This window comes from Spirosoma sp., from assembly GCF_026391055.1.
In the GTDB taxonomy this organism is placed as follows: Bacteria; Bacteroidota; Bacteroidia; order Cytophagales; family Spirosomataceae; genus Spirosoma.
In genome coordinates, this window is sequence record NZ_JAPLET010000009.1 from 314,530 (window position 1) to 336,278 (window position 21,749).

Annotated in this window: 15 protein-coding genes; 9 read left to right on the top strand and 6 right to left on the bottom strand. The window is 46.1% G+C overall.

The window, feature by feature from the left end; genetic code table 11:
* Nucleotides 1-71: 71 nt before the first annotated feature.
* The 5 genes from NT073_RS02165 to recF form a co-directional block, all read right to left on the bottom strand.
* A complete protein-coding gene (locus NT073_RS02165) occupies nt 72-3,512 on the bottom strand; it encodes an efflux RND transporter permease subunit (protein WP_297368093.1) in 3,441 nt (1,146 codons plus the stop codon).
* Nucleotides 3,513-3,598: 86 nt separating this feature from the next.
* Entirely contained in the window at nt 3,599-4,726 is a 1,128-nt protein-coding gene (locus tag NT073_RS02170; RefSeq protein ID WP_297368095.1) for an efflux RND transporter periplasmic adaptor subunit, read from the bottom strand.
* 18 nt (nt 4,727-4,744) lie between these two features.
* Nucleotides 4,745-6,409, bottom strand: coding sequence for a TolC family protein (locus NT073_RS02175; RefSeq protein ID WP_297368097.1), 1,665 nt, complete (start codon nt 6,407-6,409; stop codon nt 4,745-4,747).
* Nucleotides 6,396-7,022: a TetR/AcrR family transcriptional regulator gene (locus NT073_RS02180; protein ID WP_297368099.1), complete on the bottom strand. Its 627-nt coding sequence runs from the start codon at nt 7,020-7,022 to the stop codon at nt 6,396-6,398. Before NT073_RS02180 ends, NT073_RS02175 begins: the two co-directional genes overlap by 14 nt.
* Before the next feature lie 207 nt (nt 7,023-7,229).
* Nucleotides 7,230-8,336, bottom strand: a complete 1,107-nt coding sequence (gene recF / locus NT073_RS02185; protein ID WP_297368101.1) for a DNA replication and repair protein RecF — start codon at nt 8,334-8,336, stop codon at nt 7,230-7,232.
* Nucleotides 8,337-8,524: 188 nt separating this feature from the next.
* On the opposite strand from recF, the gene pdhA reads away from it, so the two are divergent.
* The 7 genes from pdhA (at nt 8,525) to NT073_RS02220 (ending at nt 17,161) form a co-directional block, all read left to right on the top strand.
* A complete protein-coding gene (pdhA, locus tag NT073_RS02190) occupies nt 8,525-9,583 on the top strand; it encodes a pyruvate dehydrogenase (acetyl-transferring) E1 component subunit alpha (protein ID WP_297368104.1) in 1,059 nt (352 codons plus the stop codon).
* Between the two features lie 200 nt (nt 9,584-9,783).
* Entirely contained in the window at nt 9,784-10,725 is a 942-nt protein-coding gene (locus NT073_RS02195) for a ring-cleaving dioxygenase (RefSeq protein ID WP_297368105.1), read from the top strand.
* Between the two features lie 84 nt (nt 10,726-10,809).
* Nucleotides 10,810-11,460 (top strand): phospholipase, encoded by a 651-nt coding sequence (locus NT073_RS02200; protein ID WP_297368107.1) that lies wholly within the window; start codon nt 10,810-10,812, stop codon nt 11,458-11,460.
* Between the two features lie 11 nt (nt 11,461-11,471).
* The gene (locus NT073_RS02205; protein ID WP_297368109.1) at nt 11,472-11,768 is read left to right on the top strand and encodes a muconolactone Delta-isomerase family protein; all 297 of its coding nucleotides are present in this window, start codon (nt 11,472-11,474) and stop codon (nt 11,766-11,768) included.
* Between the two features lie 189 nt (nt 11,769-11,957).
* The gene (locus NT073_RS02210) at nt 11,958-12,404 is read left to right on the top strand and encodes a barstar family protein (RefSeq protein WP_297368111.1); all 447 of its coding nucleotides are present in this window, start codon (nt 11,958-11,960) and stop codon (nt 12,402-12,404) included.
* 101 nt (nt 12,405-12,505) lie between these two features.
* Nucleotides 12,506-15,859, top strand: a complete 3,354-nt coding sequence (mfd, locus tag NT073_RS02215; protein ID WP_297368113.1) for a transcription-repair coupling factor — start codon at nt 12,506-12,508, stop codon at nt 15,857-15,859.
* Between the two features lie 39 nt (nt 15,860-15,898).
* On the top strand, nt 15,899-17,161 hold the full coding sequence (locus NT073_RS02220) for an SUMF1/EgtB/PvdO family nonheme iron enzyme (RefSeq protein ID WP_297368115.1): 1,263 nt from the start codon (nt 15,899-15,901) through the stop codon (nt 17,159-17,161).
* 89 nt (nt 17,162-17,250) lie between these two features.
* On the opposite strand, the gene NT073_RS02225 is transcribed toward NT073_RS02220, so the two are convergent.
* Nucleotides 17,251-17,970 (bottom strand): ComF family protein, encoded by a 720-nt coding sequence (locus tag NT073_RS02225; RefSeq protein ID WP_297368117.1) that lies wholly within the window; start codon nt 17,968-17,970, stop codon nt 17,251-17,253.
* 48 nt (nt 17,971-18,018) lie between these two features.
* On the opposite strand from NT073_RS02225, the gene NT073_RS02230 reads away from it, so the two are divergent.
* Together NT073_RS02230 and NT073_RS02235 are read left to right on the top strand one after the other, a co-directional pair.
* Nucleotides 18,019-18,372: a hypothetical protein gene (locus NT073_RS02230; protein ID WP_297368142.1), complete on the top strand. Its 354-nt coding sequence runs from the start codon at nt 18,019-18,021 to the stop codon at nt 18,370-18,372.
* Nucleotides 18,373-18,390: 18 nt separating this feature from the next.
* Complete coding sequence (locus tag NT073_RS02235; RefSeq protein ID WP_297368118.1) at nt 18,391-21,693, top strand: DUF4175 family protein; 3,303 nt, start codon at nt 18,391-18,393, stop codon at nt 21,691-21,693.
* The last annotated feature ends 56 nt before the right edge of the window (nt 21,694-21,749 follow it).

Sequence of the window (21,749 nt, forward strand, 5' to 3'; positions counted from 1 at the left end):
AAAGAGCGAAAGAGCGATAAATCCCCTCTGGACCCATCGCTCTTTCGCTCTTTATTTTCTCACTCTTTCACTTAAACCAACTCCTCTTCTGGCTGCTCCTGCCGCTGCATTTGCAGGGCCGGGTCTTTTTTACCGAACCACTTCATCCGGATACGTTCGTTGATCCAGTACATACAGGGCACAATTACCAGCGTTAGAACGGTGGAGAATGTCAGGCCGAAGATGATAGTCCAGGCTAAGATGTTCCAGAATACGGAGCTATCGCCACCCACAATTATATGCGGATCGAAATCACGGAAAAGGCCCACGAAATCGACGGTGATCCCCAATGCCAGCGGAATCAGACCGAGCACAGCTGCCGAAGCCGTCAGCAAGACCGGTGTCAGACGAATACCGCCCGCTTCGATGATGGCTTCGCGCAGGGGAACGCCCCGGCCACGCAACTCTTCAATAAATTCAATGAGCAGAATTCCGTTCTTCACCACAATACCGGCGAGGGCGATGATACCCACACCCGACATAATGACGGAGAACTCCTTATTGAAAATAACGAATCCGAGCAGTACGCCAATCAACGAGAAGAGAATCGTCACGAAGATGATCAGCGGCTTCACCACCGAGTTGAACTGCGTTGCCATAATCAGGTAAATGAGCATCATGGCAATACCGAAAGCCGATACAAGGAAGTTCATCGACTCCTGCTGGTCCTCCTGTTCGCCACCCATTTTGAGCGTATACCCGTTTGGAACGTCAATCTCTTTTATGACCTCCTGAATCTGGGCCACAATCTGGTTGGCGTTATAGCCCGGTACCACGTCGGAACTCAACGTAACGAGCCGCTGCTGGTTTTTCCGGTTGATCTGACTAAAGGTTGTCGAATAGCTAATGTTAGCTACCGACGTGATCGGCACCTGACGTAGTTGCCCGCCCATGACCATGTCCCGATAGACCACATTCAGACTCAACAACTTGTCGATCTGACTCCGGTCGTCTTGCTTCAGGCGGACCATGATTGGGTATTCATCCTTCGCATCACGGAACTTCGACACTTCTAACCCGAATAGGGCGGTTCGAATAGCCAGGGCCACCTGACCCGACGAGATTCCTTCACGCTCGGCTTTTTCCCGATCGATGTTGATAACGATCTCAGGCTTGTTCGTGATCAAGTCCGATTTCAACTGGTCGATGCCCTTGATACCAGCTTGTGAAATCTTCTGTCGAACCTGTTTTTCCAGTTTCTGAAGTTCACCAAATTCCTCACCAGCAATCTCAATAGCAATCGGTTTACCCGTTGGCGGTCCGTTCGATTCGCGTTCTACAGACAGCTCTGTACCCGGCAAACCACTCACCGCTACCCGTACTTTAGCCAGCAGCGAGTCGGTCGAAATACCGTTCCGTTCTTCGTTTGGCTTAAACGCAATCGTCACTTTCGACTTTTGTGGCGTGGCCGACCGGTCGGGATTCATCGGATCACCGGCGTTCTTACCAACGTTAGAAATAACGGAGTTAACGATGTCTGTCGCCTTATTGTCTTCCAGTACCTTAAATACGCGCTTCTCAATAACCCTGGTTATGGAATCGGTTACGCGAGCATCAGTACCAATCGGCATCACGTTGTACACATAGATGTAATCGGGCTCACCGCTTGGAAAAAACAACACTTTAGGCTTGGCGATACCGACGATAATGAAGGTCAGAATCAGCAATCCAAAAGCTCCGGCAATGGCACCAACCGGACGCCATCCCGTCAAGATCCACGAAATCAACCGACGATACCCGTTCTTAAGCGCGGGTAATAACCGTTCCTGGAAAGGCACGATCAGCTTCGGCGTCAGCACGTAATGGTTGAATACATACAGGATAATGAATAGCACGAACAGGTTACCGATACCCCGGTCAACGACGTAGCCCACGCCCGCCAACACCGTCATTATCATAAGCGGCCGCTTAATTTCCTGGAAGCTCTGTTTGTCTTCGTGGTTATCGTCGTCATGCCGTTTCATGAACGTTACGGCAAATACCGGATTGATCACATAGGCAACGAAGAGGGAAGCGAACAGTGTTAGAATAAGCGTCAGGGGCAGGAATTTCATAAATTCACCCACAATACCTGGCCAGAACAACAGTGGGAAGAACGGCGCAATGGTCGTCAGTGTGCCGGATAAAACCGGTACGAACACCTCACCCGCAGCCGCTTTTACGGCCTGTTTGATGTCCCAGTTTTTATTCTCGTTGAAAAGCCGGTGGGAGTTTTCGATAACCACAATGGCATCATCGACCACCAGCCCCAAACCGAGCAGAAAGGCAAAAAGCACCATCGTGTTTAGCGTAAACGATGCACCTACGGCAGGCCCCAGAATTGGCATCAACACGAAAGCCACCAGCGCCGACAGCGGTACCGACAGACCCACGAAGATGGCATCCCGAACGCCCATAAAGAACATCAGGATCAACACCACGAAAATGAAGCCCAATACAACGGTGTTGATCAGGTCATTGACGTTTTCGCGCGTCCGCTCCGACTGGTCAGCGGTGATCTTCACCTCCAAACCTTCGGGGAAACGAGTTTCCTTGTAGTCTTCAATCGTTTTCTCGATCCGGTCGGCGGCCGAAATCAGGTTAGCCCCGGCGCGTTTGATCACGTTCAGCGTAACAACCGATTTGTTGTTCAACCGGGCAAAGTTCTGTTGCTCTTCGAAGTTATCCTGTACCTCAGCAATGTCACCGAGCCTTACCGTGGCACCCGTAGCGGTCCGAATCTGTAGATTCTGAAGCTGGGTAACGTCCGTAAATTCACCTTTCACCCGTACTGTCCGGCGAACGCCGTCTATAGGTAATTCACCACCCGACACGTTCACGTTTTCGCCCTGAATAGCCTGTTGAATATCCGAGAAGGCCAGACCAGCCGACTGCATCCGGGGAAGATCGACGTTGATCTGAATTTCGCGATCCAGTGCCCCAACGATGTCGACCCGACGAATCTCGGGCATGCCTTCAATGACGTCCTGTAAATCCTCAGCGTACTCTTTCAGTTGTTTCAGCGAGAAGTTACCGGCCATGTTAATGTTCATGATCGCCATTTCGGAGAAGTCGACGTCTTGGGCGGTTGGACCGGCATCGAGCTTTTGCGGCAGATCGGGCTTCGCTTTGTCGATTGCGTCGCGAACCCGTTGCAGGGCTTCGGCCGAATTCACATCCGGATTGAATTCGATCAGAATAACCGATACATCCTGCAAGGCATTCGATTTAATGCGCTTCACGCCCGAGATGGACTTCAGCTGCTTCTCGATCTGCTTGTTGATGGTGTTTTCAATATCGGCCGGCGCGGTTCCTACATACACCGTGTTGATGTACACCTGCGGAACCTTGATGTCCGGAAACTGCTCTTTTGGCAGGTTATTGTAAACGAACAGCCCACCAATCGTAATCAGGAAGGTGAAGATGTAAATCGCCGTTCGGTTCTCCACGCACCAGTTGGTGAATCCGAGGGTTTTGTACTGTTCAAATTTCATAAAGAAGGAGTTTGTCGGTTTTGGTTGCTGGTTTCGGGTGTTTCACCAATTGAAAAAACAGACTGAAACCAGTACCAAAAACCTGATTAAAAATTGATCGCCTGTCCGTCAACCAAATCCTGATAACCCGTGGTAACGATCTGGTCACCGGCCTGTAATCCCTGCATGATAGCAATCTGACCGCCATACGACGGTCCGGTTTTGATGGGCCGCGCTTTGGCGACTTTCTTGGTACCTTCGCTCACCGCTACATAAACCAGTTGCCCGTTTTCTGTGCTCTGGATGAGGTTTTGGTTGATCACTATGGCATTCGCTTTTGTTTCGTCGTTGATCTTGATCCGTGCCAGCATATTTGGTTTTAGTGCATTGTCGGATGGGAGAGGGGCCTCAATGGTGAATGTCCGGGTTAGCGGGTCTACCGTTGTGGCTACAAAGGAAATGCGCGAGTTCAGGCTTTTCTGTAAGTCCGGAAAGTCAATTAACACGACATCCCCTTTATGAACGCTACCCGAATAGGTGTCGGAGACTTTGGCCACCACCTTCAGCTGGGACAAATTTACGACTCGAACCAAGCCCATTCCCGGCGCTGCCGACTGTCCAATCTTGACCATTACCTGATCCACAACCCCGGAGATCGGCGCTGTTACCGTTGACTGGCCCAGTTGTGCATTTAGGGTGGCCAGTCGGCGTTCGAGCGATTCTTTGTTGTTCTTCGCCTGTAGGTACTGGATTTCCGTACCAATCTGCTGGTTCCACAAAGCCGCCTGTTTTTCATAAACCGTGTTTACAAGCGATAGCTGCGTTTTTAACTCAGCCATCGACTCCCGCAGCAGTTGATCATCAATTTTCGCGATCGCCTGCCCGGCCCGTACCTGATCTCCTTCTTTCACGTAAACTGCCGTGACGACACCTCCCGATTTCGGCGATACCTGCACGTTGTTTTTCGCGTCAATCGTACCCTGTAACTCTACAAAATGCTTAAACGTCGTGGCGGCTACCGGCGACACCGTTACATCTTTAACGCGTACATCTTCCTGCTTCTTCGGTTCAAGTTTCGCCAGTTCGGCCTCCAGTGTTTTAATTTTGGTGGTCAACTCCGTTTGCTGGGACTTCAGTTCGGTCAACTCCTCCCGTTTACCCTGTACATCTGTTTTCTTTTCTCCCGAGCAGGCTGCTAATAAGCTCACCAGAGCAATTGCGTAGTATGGTTTCATTTGGCTTTTTTTAACGTTTTAGTTTCCTACATAAAGCCGACCCAGGGATCTATCCTGATCAACTTTCGTAATTAGAAAATCATATAATGAAGCGAAGTAATTCGTCTGGGCCTCGCGGAGTGAGGACTCTGCGTTCAGAACTTCGATACTTGACCCGACACCTTCTTTGTATTTAATCTGTGTTACCCGGACAATCTCCTGCGCCAGATCGCGGTTTCGTTGCTGTGTCTGAAGCGTTTGAAGGCTGTTTTTGAGGGTAATACTTGACTGCCGGATTTGCAGATCTATCGAGTTACGCAGCAACTCACCGCTGTTTTGAGCCTTTTGCAACGTAATTCGCTTCTGAACAATCTGATACTTTTTCTGAAAACCATCGAAAATAGGAACCTGCAGACTTAACCCAATAGTTGAAAAATTAAGCCATGGAGCAGTAATGAGCTGACCAAGAGTATTTCGACCGCTGTTATACCCATAATTGGCGAAAGCCGACAAAGATGGGAAATAGCCCTTTTGCGTTAATTCAATATCCTGTTCAGCGAGCTTGATCTGGGTTTCCAGGGTTGAATACTCTATGCGGCTGCTGTATTTAAAGGTTGGATCAGGTGAAATTAAAAGCCGAAGTTCATCTATGTTGCGATCCTGTAGCTGCTCGGCCAGCGTGATCTCATCATTAATTCCCAAACCCATCTGATATTTCAACAGCGTATAGCTCAGTTCAATCAAATTCTGCACATTCTGCCGTTCAGCCTGTAGATTGTTGGCCTGAACCTCCAGCCGCTGAACATCCAGTCGCTCCACAAAGCCCTGCTTGTTCATTGCGCCGGTTTCTTTCAGCAGCGTATCCAGCCTACCAATGTTGTAGTCGAGTAGATTGGCTCGCTCCAACGCAACCAGCACACCATAATAAGCTTTAGCAACCTGCTCTGCCACAGTTACTTTGCTAGACTGTAAGTTCCGCTGAGCCAGTTCCCGATACGTAGCAGCAGCGCGCAACCCGACGTTCAGACTGGCACTATAGATGACCTGATTTACACTAGCCGTGGCATTCGCAGAATAATTAACACCAAACTTCACCGGTATAGAGAGATCGGCCGGTGCCGTTGGATCGAAGGTGTTAGCCGGTAAGAATGCTTTCTGAATGATTACGTTATCGGTCAGAGACGAACTGATCGATACTTGAGGTAATGCCGATGATTTAATTTCCCGAATGCGGGCTTCGGCACTCGCTCCATCCAGCTTACTATTCCGAATGTTAATGTTCTGATTAATCGCAAAATCTATTGCTTCCTGCAAGGTAAAAGACCGCCCTGCTCCCTTCTGCCCGGATGGTATTAAACCTGTTGGGGCTAATCCTAAACCTGAGTTAAAGTTGGTAATAACATTGGGCTGAAGATTGACTGGTCCGGTCGACGGATTAATGGAAGGCACTTCAGTTTGCGTATTCACACCCGGCTGCGATGGAACGGATACACCCGTTCCTGGTGTAGTACCTGGCTGCGCTACTATGGCTCCGGTACCCGCAGGTTGTTGCGCCCCCGGTTGTTGACCGCTTGGCGCAGCTCCTGTCGGTTGCTGCCCAACAGAAGGTTGTGTAGGCACTTGTGCTTGTGCTCGGGCTCCGGTCCCAAGCCAGACGCCAGGCAACCAAAGTGCAGCCACAAAAAGTAAATTATTTGTCTTCATAAATAATCGGTTGTACTCCTTTATTCAAAAACTGGTTGTAAATGGTGAAACCTTTTTCGGTCAGCATACCGCGCACAAAGTGATGTATCAGTTCATACTGAATGTCGTGCATAGAATATTTGTCTGTAGGGAAAATCTCATTGTCGAAGGCCAGTTCAATCTGTTCGACCCGTAAACGAGCTAAAATGGCTGGATTTATGTCGTTGCGATATAGTCCTTCAGAAATACCTTTTTGGATATTTTCAAGAATAGACCGCATTATTGCATCCTCCTTATACTTATTAAATAGTGTGAATGCCTGGGGATAATATCGTTTGACATCAATAAGTAAGTTTGGACTGACATGGTCGGCGTTACGCTGCATCATGTTTAGGACACTCAGAAGCTCCTCAACAGGATTTGCCATTTCAACAACCATACAATTCATTTCTGAAAGGTTTCGGCCAATTTTACTCTCAATCACCTGATACAGAATCTGCTCTTTATCAGAAAAATGCTGGTAAATTGTCTTCTTGGATATCCCCAGATTGCGGGCAATATCCTCCATCGTTACAGACCGAACGCCATATTTCCAAAACAACCGTTCAGCCTCTTCCAGTATCCTTTCTTTCATTAATGAATAGAACTTTTGCAGGATGAACTCCGGAAACTCAAATATAGTTCGCAGTTTCCGGAGTAAGTTTGGAGAATATGATGAACGGCCGAAATGGTAGCGTGAAACAACTGAAAAGCCCGACGAACCTCCTGGTAGCCGGGCTTATTTATTCGAACTGAACTCTATCTCCTAGTAACCTAACAGTGTTAACTGATTGACAAACGCTTAATTGCCGATTTCAAAAAACTTTATATCTGCTTTAACATTGGTAAGCAATTGCCGGGTACGCTCCGGGCGGGCGTCGGTGATAAAGAGTTGGCCAAACACGCCCTCGTCCATTTGCTGGATCAGCTTACCGATACGCCGGTCGTCCAGCTTGTCGAAAATATCATCCAGCAGTAGAATGGGTTTTACGCCTTTTTCGGCCTCTAACTGCGTAAACTGGGCTAGTTTGAGGGCAATAACAAACGTTTTCTGCTGCCCCTGCGACCCAAACTTCTTTAGCGGTACGGGCGGCTGGCCATTGCCTGACCCAATAATAAATGAGTAATCATCCTTGTGAATACCCATCGTTGTTCGCTGGAGCACAGTATCGCGCCGACGAAAGTGCCTGAACTCGTCGGCAAAACCGGGATTACTCATCTCCGACTCATAGAGGATCGTTACCTCTTCCCGGTCATCGCTCAGGTAAGCGTAGTGCGACCGAAAGCCTGGCAAAAACTCGTTGATGAACTGACGCCTGCGGTCGTGTATTTTCTGACCAAGCTCCAGCAGCGGTTCATCGTAGGTATCCAGCAAGTCGTTATCAACCTGATTTCGCTCGGCAAAAAGCTTCAGGAGGCTGTTCCGCTGCTTGAGTATCTGCTGATACATGAGGTAATTACGCAGGTACTCCGGGTCGAGCTGGGAGAGCACCCCATCAAAAAAGTGCCGCCGATCTTCGCTGTGCTCCCGAACGAGATCCGTATCGTTAGGAGCAACCAGAACGACCGGAAACCGGCCAATGTGCTCGCTTATCCGCTCATACGGCTTTTTGTCGGCCATTAGCACTTTCCGCTGACCTCTCTGTAAACTTATGGTTATCTGAACGGTACGATCGTCGTGTTCTTCAAAAATTCCGTCGATAATAAAGTAGTCCGTATCGTGCAGAATGCTCATTGCATCCTGACTCTGAAAGGCGCTTTTACTCAGAGACAGGAAATAGACCGCATCCAGCAGGTTGGTTTTTCCGCTTCCATTAGGGCCTACGAGTACGTTTACCTGCATGCTAAATGTGTACCGAACATCTTCATAATTCTTAAAATTGGTCAGGCTTAGCTTTTCAAGATGCATGAGAGTAGCAGATAACGCGATAATGCGTAATTTCGCGGGAATTAGTTGCGCATCTGATCACTGTAATTACATGCGCAACCAATTTGGCAACAAAGATACGGTCGGTTTGTTAGGTTAACAGACCTTTAGCCGGTTAGCCAAGTACGGCAGAGCGCCAGCGATAGCTCATTTTATCGAACTCATTCCTCATGGCAAGCGTCAAAGAGAAATCCAAACAGAATGGTAAAGCTCCGGCAGCTCCGGCAGCCGTAGCCGAGAAAATACAGCACCCCAAAGAGCGGTACATGTATTGGTATGAATCCATGCAGTTGCAGCGGAAATTTGAAGAGAAAGCCGGTCAATTGTACGGACAACAGAAAATCCGTGGGTTTTGCCATCTTTACATTGGTCAGGAAGCCTGCTCGTCGGGTTCTTACACGGCTCTGACAAAAGATGACAAGTGGATTACCGCTTATCGCGACCATGGTATCCCAATTGCGCTGGGCTCCGACCCAAAAGCAATTATGGCCGAGCTGTTCGCTAAACAAACCGGCTCCTCAAAAGGCAAAGGCGGTTCGATGCACATCTTCGATAAATCGGTCAATTTCATTGGTGGTCACGGCATTGTAGGTGCTCAAATTCCAATGGGAGCAGGTATTGCCTTCACCGAAAAATATAATAAGACCAATAACCTTTGCATCACCTTTATGGGCGATGGAGCGGTTCGTCAAGGTGCTTTGCACGAGGCTTTCAATATGGCCATGCTGTGGAAACTGCCCGTGATTTTTGTTGTCGAGAACAATGGGTACGCCATGGGAACTTCCGTTGAGCGGACATCCAATGTTACTGATTTATACACCCTGGCCGAAGCTTATGACATGCCATCTGAACCCGTCGACGCGATGAGTGTCGAAGCCGTTCACGAAGCCGTTAGCCGGGCTGCCGAACGTGCCCGCGCTGGTGAGGGACCAACGTTCCTTGAGTTTCGGACGTACCGCTATCGTGGTCACTCCATGTCTGACCCTCAGAAATACCGTTCTAAGGAAGAAGTGGAGAAGTATAAAATGCGTGATCCAATCGAGCAGGTGAAAGCAACGATTCTGGAGAAGGGATTTGCAACTGAAGATGATTTGAATGCCATCGACCAGAAAATAAAAGGTATCGTTGATGAGTCGGTTAAGTTTGCCGAAGAGTCGCCTTACCCAGCTCCTGAAGAAGCGTTTAAAGATGTTTATATGCAGGCTGATTACCCATTCCTTATGGAATAGTTAGTTGTTCTTGCTTTATTAAAGAAAGCGTTCGGACTAAAAATCCGGACGCTTTTTTGTTGGCCATCAATTGGGCTGCCCTTTGTCATGAGGTTACAAATTCTTTACTTTATTTTGAACATTTCATTAAAATTAAATGTATATACATCAAATGTAGAAACATTTAAAACCTTTTAACCAGTTAGAAACTTTCAGCACATATGGAAACGCTCATAAACGGCTTACATCACGTTACGACCCTTGCTGGCGATACACAACGAAACGTTGACTATTACACAGACATTCTTGGCTTACGTTTGGTAAAAAAGACCGTCAATTTCGACGCTCCGGATGTTTACCATTTGTATTATGGAAACGAAACGGGTTCGCCCGGTACTATATTAACGTTTTTCCCTTACGGCAATTTGCCTCGTGGTCGGAAAGGCGTTGGTCAGCTTACTTATACAGCTTTTTCGGCGCCTACGGCGTCACTCAGTTTCTGGATGGATCGATTGCATGAGCGGAATATTCCGTATGCTGGTCCTTACAAACGGTTCTCGGAAACGTATGTTCGCTTTGAGGATTTCGACGGTATGGGCATTGAGCTCGTCTTTACGGACGATGACCAACGTCCAGGTTGGGACAATGGCAGAATTCCTGCTGACTATGCGGTTCGGGGCTTTCATACTGTTACTCTGAACGAAGTTAACCCTGACCGGACGGTTAAACTTCTTACCGAAACCATGCAACACACGCTGGTAGGAGAGGAAGAAGGACGCTTCCGGTTCAAAGCGGGCGTTGGTGGCTCCGGTAACTATGTTGATGTATTGCATTCACCGAAAGATGTTCATGCCTTACAGGGAGCCGGTTCGGTTCACCACGTTGCTTTCTCTACAAATTCTGACGAGACACAGTTAATTATCCAGCAGCAGCTATCAGAATCTGGTTATCACGTCACTCCTGTTCAGGATCGGAACTACTTCAACAGCATTTATTTCCGGGAACCCGGTGGTATTCTGTTCGAGATAGCCACCAACCCTCCTGGGTTTACCGTCGATGAGCCTCTTGCTGAATTGGGAACAGCCTTAAAACTGCCCACTCAGTATGAATCTCGTCGGGCTCAACTTGAAGCTGAATTACCGACAATCAGTTTTAACTATTAATCAAACACTAAGGGGTACGGAGCGCACTTCAACTAGGGATCATTCAAAATCCTGTGTTCTCCTTACCTCCGTGTTTATTAGCTTATGATACACAATCCGAACAATATTCGTACAGCGGGTAAACCACTTGAAGAAGCCTCCAAAGTCATGATCATGGTTCATGGCCGGGGCGGTTCTGCGCGGGATATCCTGGCCCTATCCAATCATATTCAGGATAAAGACTTCGCTTTTGTGGCGCCCGAAGCGCAGGGGAACACGTGGTATCCTTATTCGTTTTTGCGGCCCATGAATGAAAATGAGCCTTATTTATCGTCTGCTCTGGAAGTGTTGGCCAGCTTACGGGGAAAGCTTCAGGCCGATTTTAATTTTAAGCTACTGCAGATTTACTGGCTTGGTTTTTCGCAGGGAGCTTGCCTTATGCTGGAGTTCGTTGCCCGCCATGCTGCCGAGTATGGCGGTGTTTTCGGACTGAGCGGTGGAGTGATTGGTCCGGACGAAACGCCCCGTAACTACGAAGGTTCTATGGGTAAGACACCTGTTTTTCTGGGGTGTAGTGATGTAGATTCTCATGTTCCAAAAAAGCGTGTTCTGGAATCTGAGGCTATTTTTCAAGGATTAGGCGCCGACGTAATGACTAAATTGTATCCAAATTTTCCGCACAGCATTAACGAAGATGAGCTAAACATTGTTAATTTGCTGATAGCCGGAGACCAACCACGCCCGGCTATTATTTAACGATAATGCCTATGAGCCAATATATGGTTGAATTTGATCTTCCAACCGTGCTGGATGAAGGATTCGAGAACCGGATTCCTGCCCAACAGCTCAAAGTGGAGGAATTAATGGAAAAAGGGTTCCTACTGTCATACTCGCTCTCTATTGACCGCCATAAACTTTGGTGCATTTTTAAAGCGGATTCAGAGTTGGAAGTGATGGAGTCAATTTCGGAATTTCCGCTCATTAAGTACATGACACCCATTATTACAGAGCTTATGTTTCATAATATGGTAGCGGCTCGCATTCCTCTTTTTTCCTTAAACTAATTGCCTTTAAAACCTCCCATTGTGGAGGTTTTTTGTTTGTCTAAATTGTACTTTTGCAAGTACGCTACATTCAAAATCACTTAAGTAACCAGGGTTTAACTGGTTACATACGATTATAACTGCTTGATTTTCAGTTTCACGTGAAACCTTGACTTATCATACTTTCAAGCATTTCTTTATAAAAATCTCATGACACCCAACATCCTCATTTGTCAGACTGAACGTGAATTAGAAGCCCATTTTGCGAACGACTTCATTGCGAACATCGACGGTAAACATGCCTTAACCCTCCGTCAGTTTTATGAAGAAATGGCCGACTTATTGGAAATACCAAACTTTGGGTTCACACTTGAAGCGCTAAATGAATCTTTGAATGACCTACAATGGCTGGAAGATGAACGGGTTGTTTTATACTTCACGAACACAAATGAATTCATCAGTAAAGAACGGGACCCAGCTAAAATCAGCAGTGTATTGAGTATACTGGAGGCTACCGCCGAAGACTGGAAATGGGTAGACGATGATGAACCGCTTGACCGAAAAGAAATCATTATCGTTTTTGAAGACAGCCCAAAAATTCGACAACTACTGGACGGAGAAAGCATGGCCTATGCCCATCTAGCCGAACTTAAATAACATCGAACGCAACAAATTTTAAGTACCTGCTGTTACAGAATTGTGCCGCCGGAATGTAGTTCCAGCGGCTTTTCGTGTGTGAATTACAACCTGACTTTCGTTTGAAACCTGATGAATTAATCGGCCTTTACGCCGACGATAGTTTTATAAAACTGCTCGCTGAACCGTTTAGCCGCAAAGTATCGAGCGAGCCGAAACGGTTGCAGATCAAGGGTTTGTCCGGAAGCCTGGACGCAGTAGTGGCCTCAACGATTTTTAAGTCAGTGGGTGGAAATCACTTATACATACTGACGGATCGTGATGAGGCCGCATACTTCTTCAACGATCTGCAAAACTTGCTAACCCGGGAAGTGCTACTGTTCCCGATGTCGTACAAGAAGCCGTATCAGTACGAGGAAATTGAAAATGCCAATGTACTGATGCGGGCGGAGGTGCTGAACAAGCTGAACCCCGCGCCCAAAGATGGATTGCTGATGGTAACGTACCCGGAAGCGTTATCTGAAAAGGTTATTAACAAGCGGTCGTTACAGGCGAATACGCTAACAATCCGGGTAGGCGAGAAGCTGGATACGCACTTTGTTTCTGAATTACTTCAGACATATGAGTTTGAGAAGACCGATTTTGTTTACGAAGCGGGTCAGTTTTCGGTACGTGGGGGCATCATTGACGTGTTTTCGTTCGCCAGCGAGTTCCCGTTCCGAATCGATCTGTTCGGTGATGAAGTTGAGAGTATTCGAAAATTCAATCCGGAATCCCAACTATCGACAGATGCCGTTGACTTTATCAACGTAATTCCAAATATTCAGACAAAACTGGTTCAGGAAACTCGCGAGTCTTTTTTTGATTTTTTGCCAGAAGCCACAACGATCTGGGCAAAAGACGTTGAGTTTACGCTTGAGATCATCGAGAAAAACTTCGAAAAGGCAGAACAGAGTTTTGCTACAGTGGTGGGAAATAGTGGAGGCATTCAAATAGTTTCTGATCCGAATGCCTTGTTTGAAACACGGCGCACGTTCCTCAACGAACTGAAGCGGTATCAAACAGTTGAGTACGGCCGGAAATTTTACTTTAAAACAGAAGGTCGCCAGCAGTATCATTCCAAGCCTCAGCCGTCGTTTAACAAAGATTTTAAACGATTGATCGATACAATGGCTGATCTTCAGTCGAAGGGTTTTACCAACGTAATCGCAGCCGAATCGTTTAAGCAGCTGGATCGGTTGCGAACTATATTCGAAGAACTGGACCCGTTCGTAAAATTCCAGTCGATGAATGTAGGCCTACGGGAAGGATATATCGATGATGCCCTGAAAATTGCTTGTTTTACCGATCACCAGATTTTCGACCGATACTACAAATACCGCGTTCAGGATAAGTTCTCAAAATCAAAAGCACTTACACTTCGTGAGTTAAAGACGCTTCAACCGGGAGACTATGTTACGCACGTTGACTACGGTATCGGTCGGTTTGCAGGTCTTGAAAAAGTAGATCATGGCGGTAACGAACAGGAGGCTATTCGGCTTATTTACCGCGACAATGATATATTGCTCGTTAGTATTCATAGCCTTCATAAAATAGCCAAATACAGCGGCCGGGAAGGTGGTCCGCCAACCATGAGCAAACTTGGTTCGCAGGAATGGGAACAGAAAAAGTCTCGTATTCGGAAGCAGGTAAAAGATATTGCGCGAGAATTGATTGCCCTGTACGCAAAACGCCGAACAGCACCCGGTTATGCCTACAGCCGCGATAGTTTTCTGCAAGCTGAGCTTGAGTCGTCGTTCCTTTATGAAGACACACCAGACCAGGCCAAGGCAACGAACGACGTCAAAGATGACATGGAACGTCCGCACCCGATGGATCGGCTAGTATGTGGCGACGTGGGCTTTGGCAAGACTGAAATCGCGATTCGGGCCGCTTTTAAAGCGGTTACGGACAATAAGCAGGTAGCCGTTTTGGTTCCTACGACCATCCTGGCTATGCAGCATTTCAAGACGTTTTCGGAGCGAATGGCCGACTTTCCGGTCAAGATCGAATACATTAACCGATTTAGAACGGCTGGTCAGATAAAAGAGATTTTAAAAGGGGTCAGTTCGGGCGAAATTGGTATCCTGATCGGTACACACAGGATTGTAAACAAAGACATCAAATTTAAAGACTTGGGCCTTCTTGTCATTGACGAGGAACAGAAATTTGGTGTAAAGACTAAAGATCGGCTGAAAGAAATGCGGGTGGAAGTAGACGTACTCACGCTTACAGCTACTCCTATTCCGCGTACATTACACTTCTCGCTGATGGGTGCTCGGGATTTGTCGGTCATTGCAACACCTCCGCCAAACCGCCAGCCCGTAACTACAGAAGTTCATGCATTCAATGAAGCTATTATTCGGGATGCCGTAAGTACGGAAGTTAGACGGGGTGGTCAGGTCTTTTTCGTTCATAACCGGGTCAATGATATTGAGTCGATCGGTAACCTGATCATGCGCCTAGTTCCTGAAGCCCGCATTGGCGTTGCACATGGTCAGATGGATGGTGAGCGGCTAGAGCGAATTATGACTCGATTTATCGAAGGTGATTATGACGTACTCATCTCGACAAATATCATTGAATCGGGGCTCGATATTCCCAATGCAAACACGATTCTGATCAATAATGCGCATTACTTTGGTTTGTCGGACCTGCACCAGATGCGGGGTAGGGTAGGGCGTTCTAACCGAAAGGCATTTTGTTACCTGCTTACACCACCGCCTTCTGTGCTCACCGCAGATGCGCGAAAGCGGCTTCAGACCCTGGAAGATTTTTCGGATTTAGGTGAGGGTTTCAAAATTGCCATGCGCGACTTAGACATTCGTGGAGCGGGCAATCTACTTGGCGCAGAACAGAGTGGGTTTGTGAATGACCTTGGGTTTGAAATGTACCATAAAGTACTAGATGAAGCAGTTCAGGAGTTGCGAGAAAGTGAGTTTAAAGACCTGTTTGAAACAAAGCCGGGTGATTTGAAACTATCACTTCCAGATACAGTTATTGAGACTGATTTACAGGTTGTTATTCCGGAGAAATACGTATCGAATATTTCGGAGCGATTAGCGTTATATACTCGCCTGGATAGTCTTCAGAACGATAATGAGTTACAGGCATTTAGGCAGGAAGTCATTGACCGGTTCGGCCCGATGCCTGAGGAGGTTGAAAACCTGATTAAAATGGTAAATGTTCGCTGGAAGGCCGAGCAATTATACCTTGAAAAACTGACCCTTAAGAATAATATCATGAAAGGATACTTCGTTTCTAACGGGAACGATGAGTTCTTTAAATCGGACCAGTTTGGCAAGGTAATTGAGTACATCAAGCGAAACCCAACTAAAAGTTCATTAAAAGAGTCAAAGGGAAGGCCAATTATTACGCATTCAGACGTTTATTCCGTCGAGCAATTAGGCGAAATAATGGGCGCATTGACAAATTAATTACGATTTTTGCACCTACGTTTTACACAAAATAGAACAATGATTCAAAAGTATCACCTGCAACGAGCGGCTTTTGTGCTGCTGGCAACGGCGGCCCTGGCATCTTGTAAGTCCAAGCACCCGACCAGTGTGCAGCCCGGTAAGAAGAGTACGGCGACGGGGATTGCTTACAACCAGAAGGAAGGTTTCCAGGTAAAGAAATTTGCAGGACAGAAAGCCGGTCCAAACCTTGTTTTTATTGAAGGTGGCCGCTTTACAATGGGAGCGCTCGAAGAGGATGTAATGAATAGCCGCGATAACCGTGAGCGTACCGTTTCCATTCAGTCTTTCTATATGGATGAAACAGAGATGGCCAATGTTCACTATCTGGAATACCTGAACGCCATTTCTCGCGATTCATCCGAAGAAGTCGTTAAAGCAGCTTTGCCCGACACTACAGTTTGGGCAAACCCCCTGTCTTTTAATGACTCTTATGTTACGCAGTATTTACGGTACCCGGCGTTCCGCTATTATCCAGTTGTTGGTGTATCGTGGGTACAAGCCAGTGATTATGCAGTATGGCGGTCAAACGCTGTAAATAACGAGTTAGCCAAAGGTGGTGCACCAAAGAAAAAGGGGGGCGGTTTCTCGCTTAAGCGTAAATCTAAAGCCGAAGCTGAACCTGCACTAGCTGAAGCAACGGCGTCAACATCTGCGGCTAAACCAAGTCTGGAAAGCGGTTTAGTTTTACCTGATTATCGCCTTCCAACGGAAGCTGAATGGGAGTATGCAGCGAAAGCCCTCATAGGCACGCAATATATGGACGAGAATCAAATCAATCAGCGGATATACCCCTGGGATGGTTCTTCGGTACGTAACCCCAAGAAAGGCCGGAAACAGGGCCAAATGCTAGCTAACTTCAAGCGGGGCCGGGGTGACTACGCTGGTATCGCAGGTCGTTCGAACGATGGTGCTATCATCACAGCTGAAATTTATGCTTATCCAGCCAACGATTTCGGGCTTTACAACATGGCCGGCAACGTTAATGAGTGGGTATATGACGTGTATCGTCCTTTATCTTATCAAGATGTAAACGATCTGAACCCGATTCGTCGGAATGGTTATCTTGATGATTCAAAAAATTACGATACCAAGAACAAACAGTCTTTAATTGATGATAAACTTCGCGTTTATAAAGGCGGTTCCTGGAATGATGTAGCCTACTGGTTATCGCCTGGTACGCGCCGATTCCTGGATCAGGATTCTGCTACTGCGATGATTGGCTTCCGATGCGCTATGATTGGTGTCGGCCGGAACAAGTAAACGTTGACAACTAAGTAAAAAGCGGGCAACTTTTAGGAGTTGCCCGCTTTTTATTTTTCACATTATCTCCTGCTAATCAAACAATTCACTTACCTATTTACGGCTGCCAGCGTTATAAATCCGACAGATTTACAACCCGATTTAAGAAGTTCAACAGCACAAGCTTCCAGGGTTGCCCCTGTGGTAAGAACATCATCGACGAGGGCAATATTTTTACCGCTTACCTTGCTAGCGTCTTGAACAGAAAAAACTGTTTTAACATTTTCCCAGCGTTGCAGTCGATTCTTTCGAGTCTGTGAATCCTTAAATTTCCGGCATATTAAAACATCTTCAGCAACGGGTATGTTAAGGGCTTCAGAGAGTCCTTTTGCAATCCAATCTGCCTGATTGTAACCGCGTTGCCGCAAGCGGCTCTTGTGTAAAGGAACGCCGATAAAAAGATCTACTTCTGTCAGTAGTTCACTTTCACTCGCCAACTGATATCCATACCAACAGCCTATTTCTTTAGCGACTTCTTTTTGCCCCTTGTACTTTATTTTATGTATTAATTTCTGGACAATTCCCCCTTTTTTAAAATACACAAATGATGTTACAAAACGAACAGGCACTTTTCCGGCAAACTTATTGAGGAGATTGTCATTATACGGCTTCCTATGCTGATACGTTTCGGGAAGATTGATTCGGCATTTTGTACACAACACCCCTTCATTAAATCCGAGCGATTTAGCACAGCCCACACACAGAGTTGGATAGAGCAGATCGACAAAATCGGCAAACAGTAGATAAATTCTTTGAACGGCGGGATGCATTCGTTTGATAAGATAAAACGTTGTAATTTAGGAAGAAGAATAAAAATTATGGCTGCAGAAATGGAAAACAGTCTCGATAATCAGTGGGATGAATTACTTGATCAGTTACAGGCACTTGTTGGAAAACGCCCTGCTGATCTTAATTCCGTTCTCTTCCTGATTGGTGTACAGGAATTAGGAACAGGTCCCAAACGCTTTTCGAAAGAAGCTAAGCAAGATCTAATGCACATTGCTGTTTGCCGAGTCCTTAGCACAAAAGGTTACTACATATTTGAAGGTCATGATAAAGATGGATGGCCTCAATGGACGTTGGCAAAGCCAATCCCACATGGGGACTTATTGGCCCAGGAGATTTTTTTGAAACAACACGTTATTCAGTACTTCGAGTCTCTATTTGTTTAACTGCTCAATCTGAATTCTATGCAATCTTCATCTGCTTATACCACGCTGCTTCAGCGAATTGATGAGTATAAGAAACGTTATTTTCAGAATCAGTTAGTTAAGGGTAGCCTATTTTTTATAGCCCTGCTTTGTACCGGCTACCTGTTCATCAACACGGCTGAGTTTATTGGTCGCTTTAGCTCAATTGGCCGTGGAGCCTTATTCTTTGGCTTTCTGCTCACCATACTTGTTGGACTTTATCTTCTGGTACTTCGCCCACTATTTAATTTATATGGATTAAATAAGCCACTTTCTAACGACGAAGCAGCCCGGCAAATTGGTATGTTTTTTCCCGAAGTAGGGGATAAGCTTCTGAACACGCTTCAACTTCAGCGGATTTCAACGGATCAGAGCGATTTACTCCAAGCAAGTTTAAACCAGCGCTCTCAGCAATTATTGATAAATCGTTTCGCTAATGCAATTCAGATTAGCCGTAACCGGCAATTTCTCAAATATGCTATTCCACCACTTGCCGTTATCCTGCTGGTTCTGGTAGTTAATCCAGATTTTTTTACCAAGTCTTCCACGCGTCTTGTCAATTATAACAAAGAGTTCGTAGAAGAAGCTCCTTTTCAGTTTGTCATTCAAAACAAAGCGTTGAAAGCATTCAGAAATGAAGATTTTCCGCTTTCAGTCAAACTGGTGGGCGATGTGTTGCCCCAGGCTGTTTACGTTGTGGCTAATGGAACACGTTTCAAACTTGAGCAGTCGGGAAATAAGTTCACGTATAATTTTGACAATCTCCAACGGGATTTAGATTTTCGTTTAGAAGCTTCGGGTTATAACTCGCCAGAATACAAGGTGTCATTAATTGATCGGCCGGCAGTTCTTTCCTTTAATGTTAAACTTGATTATCCCGCTTATCTGAACAAGCCCTCGGAACAACTGTCGAATGTTGGTAATCTACTTGTACCGCAGGGCACTACTGTTAATTGGGAATTTGCTGCCGATCATACCGATTCGCTGTTGTTCAAGTTTAACACGGAAATAAGGCCCACGGCTGCTCGTCTCATTGATGATAACACATTCATACTAAACCGTCGATTAATGCAAAATGCGGTTTACACTGTGTCACTAAAAAACGGTCAGGTAGCGTCTCCGTCAACGATTCAGTACAACGTTCAGGTGATTCCAGATCGTTATCCACAGATTTCCGTCGATCGGATACAGGACACTGTAACTTACAATTATATTGCCTTATCCGGGCTTATTTCAGATGATTACGGCTTCTCAAAACTTAAACTTAACTACAAGATTAACCGAAACGGGAAGGCATCACAGACGTACGTGATAGACATTCCTGTTAACAAATCAACGACATCTCAAAACTTTGTCTACAACTGGTCACTCGATAGTCTGAAGTTAGGGCAGGAGGACCGACTAGACTATTTTGTACAAGTTTGGGATAACGATGGTGTCAATGGGGCGAAGTCCAGCCGTTCCAACCAACTCAATTTTGTCATTCCTTCAAACGCTGAAATTCAGAAACAGGTCGACAAATCTGCTGAAAAAACTGAGCAGCAAATTGACAATGCGCTTAGCAAGACGCAGGAAATCAAGAAGGAACTTCAAACGATGGAGGATCGGATGAGAACTAAAAAGTCTTCTGATTTTCAGGACAAGAAACAACTTCAGGAAATTCTACAGAAGCGGGAAGAGTTGATGAAAGAGGTTCAGAAACTGCAAGAACAAATGCAGAAAACAAACGACACTCAACAACGATTCGCGGAGAAGAATCAAGCTTTACAGGATAAAATGGAGCAGTTGCAGAAACTGTTTAAAGACTTATTAGACCCAGAGTCAAAGCAGTTGTATGAGCAGCTTAAACAGCTATTAGAGCGCAAACAAGATGAAAAAGCCTCGGATATGCTTGACCGATTAACTCGCAAAGAGAAGAACTTGGAACGTGACCTTGATCGTGCCCTTAAGCTGTTTAAGCAAATGCAACTCGAACAAAAGGTCAACAATGTTGCGGAAAATTTAGAGAAGCAGGCTGAGCAGTTGGAGAAACAGGCCGACGAAAGTGCCAAGAAGAATGAGACAACGCAGGAGCAGCAAAAGCAACAAGAGAAGTCTCAGGAAGATTTTAAGAACACAAAAGAGCAATTAAAAGAGCTTCAGGAGCAGGCCGAAAAGGAAGATCTTAACAAACCAGAGGCATCCGAAAAGGAACAGCAGGAGATTGAGAAAGAGCTGGACGATGCGGCTAAAGACATGAAGAGCAACAAAGGCAAACAAGCTTCTTCAAAGCAAAAAAAGTCAGCAAAGGCCATGAAGCAAATGAGTAAGGCCATGAAAGAGTCTATGCAATCATCAGAGATGGAAGAGATGCAGGAAAATATGGATGACCTTAGAAATATCCTTGACAACCTTATCACGCTATCGTTCGGACAGGAACGGGTTATGAAAGATTTTCGTGGGATGAACATTCAAGATCCTCGTGCTACCAAGTTAGCTCAGGAGCAGCTAAAGCTACAGGATGATGCCAAGATCATTGAGGATAGCCTGAATGCCTTGGCAAGTCGCGTAGTACAAATCCAGTCTTTTGTTACGCGGGAGCTTACAAATATGAAGTTCTACATGGATGAAAGCGTACAGCAACTTAAAGATCGCCGTTTAAGTATGGCTTCTTCTAAACAGCAGTTTGCTATGACGTCCATAAATAACCTCGCACTTATGTTGAGCGATGTTCTGAAGAATATGCAACAGCAAATGAATGCGATGGCCATGCCTGGTAAGGGTAAAGGAGGAAAGAAAGGTGATAACCCAAGCGGAATGGGTGAAATGCAAAAGCAGCTTAATGCGAAGATGCAACAGATGCAGAAAGGTGGTAAGACGGGTAGGGGCTTATCAGAAGAGCTTTCGCAAATGGCCGCCGAGCAAGCGATGATCCGCAGCATGCTTAAGAAACTTGAAGAAAGTGCGAAAGGCACCGAAGCTGGTAAACAACAAGAAAAACAAGTTAAAGAGTTGATGGAGAAGATGGATGAAGCGGAAACCGACCTTGTTAATAAGCGGGTAAATCCTAATACCATCAATCGCCAGAACGAGATTCTGACGCGCTTGCTTGAATCCGAAAAAGCTTTAAAGCAGCAGGAAGAAGACCCTAAACGACAGGCTGAAGCGGCTAAAACCACAAAGAAAAGTACACCAGCTTTTTTCGATTCAACAAACTTTCAGCAAAAATCTAAACAAGTTGAAGTACTCCGGTCCGTTACACCTAACTATAATCTTTTTTACAAAAAAGAAGCAAATCAATACTTACAGAAGGTAAGCAAGTAAACTCAATACTTTTTAAACCGCCGACTTTGCACTAAGGTCGGCGGTTTTTTGTTGTT